Source organism: Methylobacillus flagellatus KT, assembly GCF_000013705.1.
GTDB lineage: Bacteria > Pseudomonadota > Gammaproteobacteria > Burkholderiales > Methylophilaceae > Methylobacillus > Methylobacillus flagellatus.
Map to the genome: position 1 here is coordinate 2,556,502 of NC_007947.1, position 10,828 is coordinate 2,567,329.

11 protein-coding genes are annotated in these 10,828 nt (G+C 53.7%); 1 reads left to right on the forward strand and 10 read right to left on the reverse strand.

Annotated features, from left to right (window positions below):
* Positions 1 to 246 precede the first annotated feature (246 nt).
* Positions 247 to 1,002 (reverse strand): response regulator transcription factor, encoded by a 756-nt coding sequence (locus MFLA_RS12225; protein WP_048811733.1) that lies wholly within the window; start codon positions 1,000 to 1,002, stop codon positions 247 to 249.
* Positions 1,003 to 1,034: 32 nt separating this feature from the next.
* On the opposite strand from MFLA_RS12225, the gene MFLA_RS12230 reads away from it, so the two are divergent.
* Positions 1,035 to 3,095 carry a sensor histidine kinase gene (locus tag MFLA_RS12230; RefSeq protein WP_011480613.1) on the forward strand — a complete coding sequence of 687 codons (2,061 nt, stop codon included), beginning with the start codon at positions 1,035 to 1,037 and terminating at the stop codon, positions 3,093 to 3,095.
* A 66-nt stretch (positions 3,096 to 3,161) separates the two neighbouring features.
* Here MFLA_RS12230 and MFLA_RS14170 read toward each other — a convergent pair whose 3' ends face one another.
* The 9 genes from MFLA_RS14170 to MFLA_RS12275 all read right to left on the reverse strand — a co-directional run bounded on the left by MFLA_RS14170 (position 3,162) and on the right by MFLA_RS12275 (position 10,710).
* Positions 3,162 to 3,662, reverse strand: coding sequence for an FxDxF family PEP-CTERM protein (locus MFLA_RS14170; RefSeq protein WP_011480614.1), 501 nt, complete (start codon positions 3,660 to 3,662; stop codon positions 3,162 to 3,164).
* A gap of 185 nt (positions 3,663 to 3,847) precedes the next feature.
* On the reverse strand, positions 3,848 to 4,381 hold the full coding sequence (locus tag MFLA_RS12240; RefSeq protein WP_011480615.1) for an FxDxF family PEP-CTERM protein: 534 nt from the start codon (positions 4,379 to 4,381) through the stop codon (positions 3,848 to 3,850).
* 200 nt (positions 4,382 to 4,581) lie between these two features.
* Positions 4,582 to 4,938, reverse strand: a complete 357-nt coding sequence (locus tag MFLA_RS12245; RefSeq protein WP_048811735.1) for a PEP-CTERM sorting domain-containing protein — start codon at positions 4,936 to 4,938, stop codon at positions 4,582 to 4,584.
* A gap of 209 nt (positions 4,939 to 5,147) precedes the next feature.
* Positions 5,148 to 5,807 (reverse strand): hypothetical protein, encoded by a 660-nt coding sequence (locus MFLA_RS12250; RefSeq protein WP_011480617.1) that lies wholly within the window; start codon positions 5,805 to 5,807, stop codon positions 5,148 to 5,150.
* Between the two features lie 2 nt (positions 5,808 to 5,809).
* Positions 5,810 to 7,459: a putative porin gene (locus tag MFLA_RS12255; RefSeq protein WP_195742004.1), complete on the reverse strand. Its 1,650-nt coding sequence runs from the start codon at positions 7,457 to 7,459 to the stop codon at positions 5,810 to 5,812.
* A 58-nt stretch (positions 7,460 to 7,517) separates the two neighbouring features.
* A complete protein-coding gene (locus MFLA_RS12260) occupies positions 7,518 to 8,225 on the reverse strand; it encodes an energy transducer TonB (RefSeq protein ID WP_011480619.1) in 708 nt (235 codons plus the stop codon).
* Positions 8,225 to 8,629: an ExbD/TolR family protein gene (locus tag MFLA_RS12265; protein ID WP_011480620.1), complete on the reverse strand. Its 405-nt coding sequence runs from the start codon at positions 8,627 to 8,629 to the stop codon at positions 8,225 to 8,227. The genes MFLA_RS12260 and MFLA_RS12265 overlap by 1 nt, the downstream gene beginning before the upstream one ends.
* Before the next feature lie 3 nt (positions 8,630 to 8,632).
* Positions 8,633 to 9,040, reverse strand: coding sequence for an ExbD/TolR family protein (locus MFLA_RS12270; protein WP_011480621.1), 408 nt, complete (start codon positions 9,038 to 9,040; stop codon positions 8,633 to 8,635).
* A 2-nt stretch (positions 9,041 to 9,042) separates the two neighbouring features.
* The gene (locus MFLA_RS12275; protein WP_011480622.1) at positions 9,043 to 10,710 is read right to left on the reverse strand and encodes a DUF2341 domain-containing protein; all 1,668 of its coding nucleotides are present in this window, start codon (positions 10,708 to 10,710) and stop codon (positions 9,043 to 9,045) included.
* Positions 10,711 to 10,828 lie beyond the last annotated feature (118 nt).

Here is a 10,828-nt window from a genome sequence, read left to right on the forward strand (position 1 = left end):
TGCTAAGGCTGGGAGAATTTATCCCTATTTAAAATAGGGATCATTGACATTTACTCACACAAACTCACACAAACTCATCCATTTAGACGTTGGTTGTCATATGAAAAAATGGCAGGAATCCCTGCGTAGCGCACTATTGGGGGTATCAGAAAAGGCTGGAAGATATGTGAGTGACAATTGTCAACAATAGACAACTAGCCAGAATGGACTATACAAAAATGTGCTCAGCCCGGCAGGAGCAAAGCTTCAAGTGAGCGTGCAATCCGCAGTGAAAGAAAATCCGAATCCTGGCAAGGCCTTGATCGGCAATGGCTCGCCCGTGATGGCCTTTCCCTTGCGCCGCAGGCGGGAAATCATCACTTCCACGCGATGAAAGTCGAAGTCGTCCACCTCGCCGCCGAATGCATGAATGATGTGCGCCCTGGGTACAGGCTGCCCGCACTTTTCCACCAATCGATTCAGAAATGCATATTCTTTGGGCGTCAATGGAATGGAAACGCCATCAGGAGAAATCAAGCTCCAATGTGTCTTGCAGAGCTTCCAGACCGGCGCCGCTGGCAATGCAGGCGCGGGCGATGGCTGCCGCCTCCGCTCTACCCGCATCGCCGCCAGGCGACGGCCCAGCGAGCACAACACCGAAGCCAACTCCTTCAGGTCGACAGGCTTGACCATATAGGCGTCGGCCCCCTCGTTCAGCCCCTGTACCCGGTCATTCAGGGAGCCTCGCGCAGTCAGCATCACGATCCCCATATTGCTGGAGCTGCGCAAGTACTTGAGGATGGATAACCCGTCTTCGCCAGGCAACCCGATATCCAGAACCGCAATATCATAAGGCTTGCTGACCAATGCGCGATAAAACGCCGCCGCATCCGCCACACCGGCAGCCTCGATCCCCAGAGAGCGCAAGCCAAGCTCAGTTTCCTCACGAAGGTCTTGCTCATCCTCGACGATAATCACGCGCAAATGACTGGGGCTATTCAATTCCGTATGGAATCCGTTCATATTTCTTTGCATAACCACGGTAGTTTAAAATTTTGATCCGGCTATTGCGCTTCTTCGCCATCTTCCTGTCGTTCCTGCCTATTTATGCACACGGGTTCCAGGTGCCATCCTCCCTCACTGAAGGCATCGCGTTGGAAAAGGCAGGCGCAGTCTCTTATCTGCGTGACCCATCGGGAACCGCCACGCTGGACGACATCATTGCCCAGGATGAAGCCGACGCCTTCAAGCCCTTGCCGCCTCACTGGAATGCAGGATACACCACTGACACCATCTGGATGAAGTTCACGCTGGATTTCCCCGATATCGTCAACAATAAATACTGGCTCGAAATCTCTCCCGCCACCCTCGATGACGTTGTGCTCTACCTGCCGCAAGCGGAGCATCGCTATGCCAGCATGCAATTGGGAGATCATCATCCCGTCAGCGCCAGGCCCATATTGCATCGCAACTTCATTTTCCCCTTGTTTTCCGATGCCAATATCCCGCAGCACACCTATTACGTCCGGCTCAAGACAAGCAACGCCATGGCTTTCCATGCCACGCTCTGGCAACCTCATCTCTTCGTCAGCGCACACAGCCGTCCCGACAGCCTGACTGGCGCATATTACGGGGTACGCCTGTTCCTCGCGCTCTTTTCCTTCATCCTATGGCTGTGGCTGCGTCACAATATCTTCATCCTATATACGCTTTACCAATGCGTCACCTGTACGGCACAGGCATTCCTGGCCGGTACGGCGCAAATATCTTTCCCGCTCGAGCCCCTGACGGCCGATGCACTGCAGAAATCCATGAATTTCCTGTTCATGGCCACCATATTGTTTTTTTACGCTACCCTGTTCCAGATCAAGCGGTACCTGCCCTCGCTCTTCCGCCTGACGCAGGGCATGGTCGTGCTGGAGTTATTGATCTTCATCGGCATCAGCACCCAGCTGCTACCTTTCAGCGGCACGATGACCAATATCCTGCCGCTCATCAATGCCTCCATCCTGGCATATAGCAGCCTATGGCTGCTATATCACAAGCATTTTGACCGCGTACTGTATATCCTCGCATTCGTAGTAGGGCCAGGCACGCATGTACTGTCCAGCCTGCAGAATCTGGGCCTGGACCTGGGGCCGTCTATCGACCTCATGGACCTCTCCATCGTATGGTCGCTGTCATCGCTGATATTGGTGACACTGGGCATCATCAATATTGCCAAAAGGGAAGCCGAGAAAAAACTTAAGGCACAAGAACTAGCCCTGGAGCTTTCCCAGGAAAGCCAGAGAGTGCTCGATCAGCGTGTTCAAGAAAGAACCAAACAGCTTGCGCTTGCCAATGCAAAATTGAACGCCGAAATTGCAGAGCGTGAAACTTTGCAGGCAATTCTGGAGAACTCCCTGGAACAGCAAAAAGAACTCATGCAGGCTCAGCAGGAATTCTTCGCGATGGCCTCCCATGAGTTCCGCACCCCGCTCGCCATCATTGATACAACGTCGCAAAGGCTGTCTCTGCTGCAGTCCCAGCCCAACCTCGATATCACGGCCATGCTCACGCCTGCATTGCGCAAAATCAGGCGCGCCACGCAACGCATGAGCCGCATCATCGACAACTTCCTGAGCATGGACAGGCTTGAAGGCATCCAGGCCAATCAAGGCTTCAGCCAGCAACCACTTGACTTAGGTCAATTGGTGCAGGCGACTGTCGAGCATTACCGGGACTTCAGCGACCGCAACATCGTCATGGAATCCAGCCCTACCCCGGCTCATGTGTTAGGCGACCAGTATCTCCTCAACCTTGTCATTTCGAACCTCATCGACAATGCATTGAAATACTCACCTGCGGACACAGACATCATTGCACGAGTATTTCACGGACAGCATTACTGCCATGTCGAGATCGAAGACTCGGGTCCGGGCATCGCGCCAGAACAGCAGGAAAGCATTTTCGAAAAATACGTCAGGATCGAGGGCAATGCCGCGGTACATGGCACAGGCCTAGGTTTGCACGTAGCACGGAGGATCGCGGAGAATCACGGTGGCCAATTGATTGCGCGCAGCACCCTTGGCCAGGGCACGTGCTTCCGCCTGACGCTGCCGCGGAATCCCCAGTGAATGAATGAGCAACAATAAAAAACGGCGCTCGATGAGCGCCGCCTTTAAACTCCGTTGCGAAGTCAATTACAGCTTGCTATTGCGACGACGTGCCACAGCACCCAGAGCAGCAAAACCGATCAGCAGCATGGCAACACTGCTTGGTTCTGGAACAGCAGCTACAGTAATGGAACCAGTGTAAACACCACCAGCAACACCGTTAGCTATGCCACTGACGGTCAAGTAATAATCACCAGCAGCCAAGTTCGCAAAAGAGAACTCGCCACCAGCGACAGCACCAGCCAGCCAATTGTTGGATGCATCATACAATTGATAGGACAGGTTGCTGAAATTGAACACAGAAATACCACCATTGCTGTGTTCAACATTCGTCAATGAAAAATTGGCGCTGCTCAAGTCCGCCAGGGAAAATGTGTAGTTGGTTGAGAAAGCACCGACTGCTACAGTGTCTACATAAGTATTGACACCTGCATTCAGCTCACCCAAGTCAATCACATCTGCTGCAGATGCACTGGAAGCTGCAACTAAGAACGCTGCAGGAACCAGCACGCTTTTGAGAATATTCATACAAACTCCTTTTTCTGATTAATGTCGATGATATTCCCCCCACTGCGGATTATACATGGACATGCCGAATAACAAAGAACTTATAGTTATTCCTTTAGAAGCGATATAACTGATTTAAAAACAAAAATGGCGCCATTGGCGCCATTTTCTTATTGCCTAGATCTATTCAGAAACGAGACAGATAATTACAGTGTCTTGCGACGCCGAGCAACAGCACCCAGCGCAGCAAAACCGATCAGCAACATGGCAACGCTGCTTGGTTCTGGTACTGGAGTAATGGCAAAAGTATATGCGCCACCAGCGATGCCACTGGAATTACCTGCAACTTGAATGAAATAATGACCAACGTCCAAACCATTCAAAGTGAACTCAACAGTATCAGCAGTCACAACAGGAGCCACATTCAACAATGCGCCATCTGTCACATCAGAAACAAATTCACCAGCAAAAACATTAAATGTAATTGTAGAAAAATCCCAGATTGTTGCTGGGCCATGCGTTAAAATCAATTTGCTAACTGAAAAATCAGCAGCTGGCGAATTCAATTCAAACTTGAAAATATGATCAAAAGTAGAAGCAGCGCCTACGGTTACAGGCAACTCAGTAAATGTAAGGTCAGTGATAAGACCAAAATCACCCTTTACTTCAGGAGCAGCATTTGCACTGGTAGCCACAGCAATGAACGCTACAGAGGCCAGCAGAGTCTTGATGAACTTCATGGTAAATCCCCTATTTGAAAGATAAGAAAGGAAAACTTGTTTTTCTACTACCTGGCCTGATTATAACAAGCCAATATCTTTTGTCTTGAGTCCGAATGGACTAATCCGGCAACTTGATGGGCTTGGATAGCTTACCAATTGAATAATGCAGATCACAAAACGGCATCTGTAGTTTCAATGGGTTCATCCCATGCCGAGCATCACACTTTGAACTTGTCCCGGCGGCGACGATGGCTGATAAAGCCCATCAATATGAAGCCTGCAAGCAGCAAGGCGTAAGCAGATGGCTCCGGCACAGCGGCAGCATGCGCGTCAATGGGCGATGCATCTACCACGTTTTCGGGTGTGGCCCCATCATGGCTGGCAGTCGCCATGGCATCATCGGATGGTTGATCGATATGCATCACATCCGGAACCGATGGCGTATCAGCAAGGTGTTCAAACACCAAGGTTTCGGAAGATTGGCCTGCGTCCTGTATCCGGGTCGGATTGGCCGCATCGCTGACGGCTGGCAACAATACCAGCGCAATGGCGGCAGATATCATGCTGTTTTTCATTGTTGAGTCCCTATCATTGGCTTGAATCACATGCTGCTCCAGCATGTCTCTATCAGACCATAGTGTAGGAACACAACATGACACCTCTGTGTCGTATCAGGCTGATTAAAAAGTAAAAAGAACTACTTGAGAACCACGCCTCACCATCAGCCCACAACAATCCCGGCGCTAGGCCGGGATCATATGACTACCTTTACTACCTTGCCTGGCTATGGCGAGATATCACCTGCTCCCAGTCTGGCCTCGTCTATCTTGTCCTTATAATCCTGCAGGATATTTTCTAGCTCTACGCGCTTGAGCTGGGTAAAGGGCTCATCACGTATCACTTTCTGGTACAAGCTGGGCTTTTCATAAATCTTGATCAGCTCCAGGCCGAATTCATACAAGCGCTCGTTCTTTTCCCTGCTCGCGTTCAACTGCTGTTGCTTTTTGACAAGCACAGCCTGCATATCGCGACGTTCTGCCTCGCCCTTGCGGATGACGTCCTGGGCATTGGCGAGTTGCTGTTGCAATTCGTCGAGCTTCGCCTGCATCTGGGCCTGCATGTCGGCTTTTTCCTTGCGCAATGCTTCAAGCTCCGCATTCAAGGCCGCGTTACGGCGGCTTGCACTGGCAACACTGCTCTGCAACTCATTACGCTTGGCCTGCTCAGCCTCTGCCTCTTGCTGGAGCCTGGCTTTTTCCTGTTCGAACTGGCTTTGCAATTGCTCTTTTTCCGCCTGCATCTGCTGCATCATCTGGCGCATGCGGCGCTCCTGCTGCTTGGCGGCCTTGTCCTTGTTGTCGGCTGCATCCGCGACCACAGGGACCAGAATAAATGCCAGGATCAACAAGGCAAACAATTTGAAAATACTGAATCCGTTATGCATGATCAGAACCTGGCCGTCAGGTCGAACAGGAATACGTCGATCGACAATGGCAAGCCACTCACTTCACGTGTGCTATACCAACGTGCAGTAAACCAAGTGTTTTCATCCAGGCCGTAACTGCCACCAAGGATCGTACCCTTGGCATTCGTGCCGCCAAGGTTGAAGTCGGAGTCAGTGAAGGCATCCATGACAGCGTCCGCCTCTATCCTTTTGTATGCAATGAATGCCTGCCAGTCGTGTCTGTGCTTCATTTCCGGCATACCGACCGTCAGCTTGACCTGATAGGCTTCGTTTTCTTCCTCGAAAAGTGTATTGGTCCGCCTCAGGATTTCCTTCTGGTCGAAGCCAATGTTGCGTGCATAATCACCCTGCAAAATCACATGCACTGGATCAAATGTGGCCAGGTCGACTTGCCCGGTGAGGTTGAGCACCTGGAACTCCGAGGCCAGGCCGCAACCATCGCCGGAATAGCCCAAGAACGTAGTGCCCGGTATGGTGACCGTACCGCAACTACTCCTGCCATTCTGCATGACGTCAAAGGTATTGTTGCCCTTTTGTCGATACGGCATCACCGTCGCGTTGTAGCGAGAGTCGAAACCATCTACATTGTTTTGTATACCCTCGACGTTCTTGAAATCATACAAGGCGATCCCAGCCTTGATGCTGGAATGATTGGGACTGACCCATTCAAAGCCGGCCTGTGCACCCAGGAACCATTTATCCTTGGCCTTGTTGACCGAATTTGTTCTGACCTGATCGATCGGGAAGGCGCCTATCGTACCGAACGCGGACATGCCTCCATTGAACTTAGGGGTAAATGTCACGGCAGCCCCATCGAATGCGAGTGATCTATCCCATACCATGTCGGTGGAGAAGAAAGGGTTGGCGAATCGGCCAGCCGTCGCGGTCAGCCAAGAATATGGCTTGGCAGTGATGAACACCCGGTCCAGCCCCCAGTCCAGCTTGGACTGCCGGATCTCGATGGATTGGTTAGGCGATAAGGGATTATCCATATGGCCGGTGGTCATGCGTATCCCGGCGGTAAAGGTATCGCTCAGTTTGGCATTGATGCCAAATCGCGCACGGACGCGATAGCGGTTCTGGTCATCCTGTGTATTGGGAATCATGGCCTGGCGGTTTACGTAAGTGCCATACCTAAGCTCCTCTAAATTACGCCCCGAAAAGCGGTCAGGCTCATAGCGCAAGCGCACATCGCCCTCGAAGGTAATCCGATCCAGCCAGCCGGGCAGCTTCAGCCGTTCTTCTTCCACATGATAGTTGAGCTTGGCCATCACATCTTTTTCGATATCGGCCCGCAGCTGCTGTTTGACAAACTCAGGCACATACTGCACGCGGACGACATTGCTGTCTCCCTGCGCGCCAACAGCGCCTGCAACTGCGGGCGTCGAGACTTCCTCGGGGTTTGCTGCCGATGCAGGCGCCTGCCTTGCTTGTTCAGCCTTCCTGATCAGCCCCTCCGCCTTTTCCTTCGACAGAATACCTTCCTGTACCAATGCCTCGATCAGGCCGACCGTCGTGCTGCGCAACTGTTCCAGCGATTCGCGCTCCCCTGCTTCGGCTGGCGCCGCGAATGCCGTTGACATCGCCAACGCCAGCAACGCTGGCCTGATTCTCCCTGCTTGCTTCATCATATTCATGTCTGCTTTCATACCTCGCCCATGACAGGCTCGTCATATTCAATCCGTGCCATCAACCCAAACTCTTGGCGGTAATCCTTAGCTTCACCGGCTGCGGCATATCTTCCGGTGGCGGATCAGAGATGCGCTTGACCGAGCTCAATGCCTGGCGCAGCAACGCATCCTTTTTCTCGTCGCCGCTGCCATTCACCATCTCAATCCTCTCCACCTGCCCGTCCTTGGAGAGCCACAGCTCCACCACGATCTTGTATTGTTCTTTTGCCAAATCCTTCTGCTCGGCGATGGCGGCCTCGATGCTGGCCTTGATCTTGCCCGTGTACCATGCATAGGCTGCGAGGTTCTTGCCGCCGCCGATCTTGACGCCCACATCCCCGCCGCTATATTCATTGGTCACCTGGCCCGCACCGAATGCGCTGGGCGCATCCCCTGCATCGCCCTCCATCTTGAGGTTCTGTGGCTCAGGCGGAGCTTCCACTGGCTTGGGCTGCTCCACCTTGATTTCCTTCGGTTCCTCCTTGGGCGGCTCTTTCGGCGGTTCCTTGGGCGGAGGGGGTGGCGGAGGCGGCGTATCAGGCATGATCTTGATCGTGGTCACAGGCGGCTTTTTCGGGCCGGGCTTGCTCGACATCAAGTTGTAAATGCCGTAACCGATCAATGCCAGCAGGATCAACCCGGCTGCCACCATGCCAATCCGCTTTGCTAGCGCTGCTTTCTTTCCTGTTGCCTTGCCTTCCGCCGCCATCGCATCGCTGTCCTGCATCACGTCCCTATCCTGGAAGTCACCAGGCCCACGTTTTCGATCTCCAGCCGTGTCACCAGGTCCACCACGGCGATGATGCCGGCATAGGGCGCACGCGCATCGCCCTTGATCATCACTGAGAATTTCGGGTCGCGGGCTTTTGCCGCATTGAGCTGGCTTTCCAGTTCAGCCAGGCTGATCCCCATGCCGTTCATGAGCATGGTGCCGCCCTCCTGCACCTGTACGATCTTCACCTCGTGCTGCTCCGTGCTCGGCTTGTTGGAGGGCTTGGGCAGGTTCATGGTCAGCCCCTGCACCGATGCCGTCGTCATGAGGATGAAAATCACCAGCAGCACATAGGCAAGATCCAGCATCGGCGTGATGTTGATTGAGTCATACGGCTTGCTGTCGTCTTGAACCTGCATGGTTCAACCCTCCGCTTTCTTGGTCACCAGGCCCACTTCCGTGATCCCCAGCTTCTTGCATATTTCCAGTACCGCGGAGACTTTTTCGTAATGTGCTGCGGCATCGCCCTTCAGCACCACTGGCAGCTCCGGGTTGTTGGCCTTGTATTCGCCCAGGCGCTGCTCCAGCGTTCCCAGGTCCACCGGATAGGCATCCAGATAGACATCACCCTCACCGGTAATGGTGATGCCGCGAATGTCAGGCTTGGCAAGATTGCCGGTCGCCTTGGTTTCCGGAATTTCCACCTTAACGCCCTGCACCGACGCCGTCGTCATGATGATGAAGATCACCAGCAGCACATAGGCGAGATCCAGCATCGGCGTGATATTGATCTCGTCATACGGCTGGTTGTCTTCCTTGATATCCGCCATGCTTACTTCCCGTAAAGCTCGGCAACGCGGGTGACATACTCATCCACGAAAATCTGCATGTCGGTATTGATGTTCTTGATGCGGCTGGACAGGTAGTTGTAACCGAACAGGGCAGGAATCGCGACAGCCAGGCCAGCCACCGTCGCCATCAGCGCTGCGGCAATACCAGGCGCGATCGCATTGACGTTGACGTCACCCGCAGCGGCAATTTCGGCAAAGGTGATCATCACCCCGACCACAGTCCCGAGCAGGCCAAGGAAAGGTCCCCCGGAAATCGCAATGGTCAGCAGCACGATGTTGGCATTGAGCTTCTTGTTCTCGCGGATCAGGTCGGCGTCGATCGCCGCCTTGATCGCATCCAGCGAGGCGCCACTCAACGATACCGAGCCATCTGCAGCATAACGCTTGCGGATTTCACGCAGGCCAGCCATGTAGAGCCGGGCCAGGGTCGAATCCGTCTTATTGTTCCCTTGATCAAGTTGCAGCAGCTGCGCATTATTCGCCTGATTGAAACGCTGCAGGAACTCCTGATTAGCCTTGTCGTTGCGGGCAACTTGCCTGGCCTTGGCCACCATCACTGCGGCACTGATGACAAACATGATGGCCAGGATAATGATGACCACCCAGGCATCGACGGTGAGGCTCTCGAACAACACCATGAAGTGCGAGCTACTGCCTTCACCAGCCTCATCATCATCCGCGGCATGCACCTTGATCAGTTGACTATCCATGCTTTGCCCATTGGCGGCCAGCTTGATCCATGCCGGGCTACGTGCCACATTCGCCAGCACCAGCTCATCCAGCTCACCCTGGAATCCGGCGCCAATCTGCACATTGTCCGAGACGTCTGCCAGGGCCGCCTCGCCACTGGCCACCTCGACCCCATCCAGATATAAGCTGGCCCTGCCGTTGCCCACTGTCAGCGCCACATGCTGCCATGTATCGGGCTTGAGCTCGCCACCTGCGATGGTAGCGCTGCCGTTGCTGAACTGCAGCTTGCCGTTCTCGATGGACAAGCTCACGCCGCCCTGCTGATATACAGTCCCGTCCACAGCCGTCGGCTTGAGCCAGGCGCTCACGCTCAACCCGCCCGCGCTGCTCAAGGCCAGTGCGGGGGTCGCCGGCACCACCAGCGGCGATCCATTCAGCACAGCCGCCTCGCCGATCAAGGCAGCTTTCTGTACTGTCGCATCTCCCGTTGCCACCAGGCCGCTTTTGGCATCCTGGAAAAAGGTTTTCTCTGCGAAGTGGAACACTGCCGTGGTCGCGTCATCGAAACTGGCCTGGCTGTCTGCGGTCGACGGCGCAGACTCATTGCCGGAATACAGCCAGATATGCGCATTCTTTTCGGCGGGGTCGACCTTGGGCAGCAACACCCAGATCACGGCCAATTCATTGATGGAATCGAATTTCTCGATATGGAACTTGAGCTCGGTCTTGTCATCTGCCGCGATCACGCGCAAATCAGAACCGTCGAGATTGGCGGAAGAAAAATCGAAATTGCCGGAATGCAAGCGCAGCACCACCGGCACCTGACTTTCGGCAGACTGCAGGCCTGCCGGATTCACGTCGACCTTGGCGCGGCTGCTCCAGTCGTCATTCCAGGCCGCATGCGCCAATGCGGGCAACACCATCAGCAAGCCCAGCAGAAAACCACACTTTCTCAACATCGAACCGCGCTCCACAAACAAAGCGCGTAATATAAATTTCACATGTGACACACCCGTGACTCAAATGTGAAATTGTCGAGTCATAAAAATGCAAAAGGGACTAGTCAAGGACTAGTCC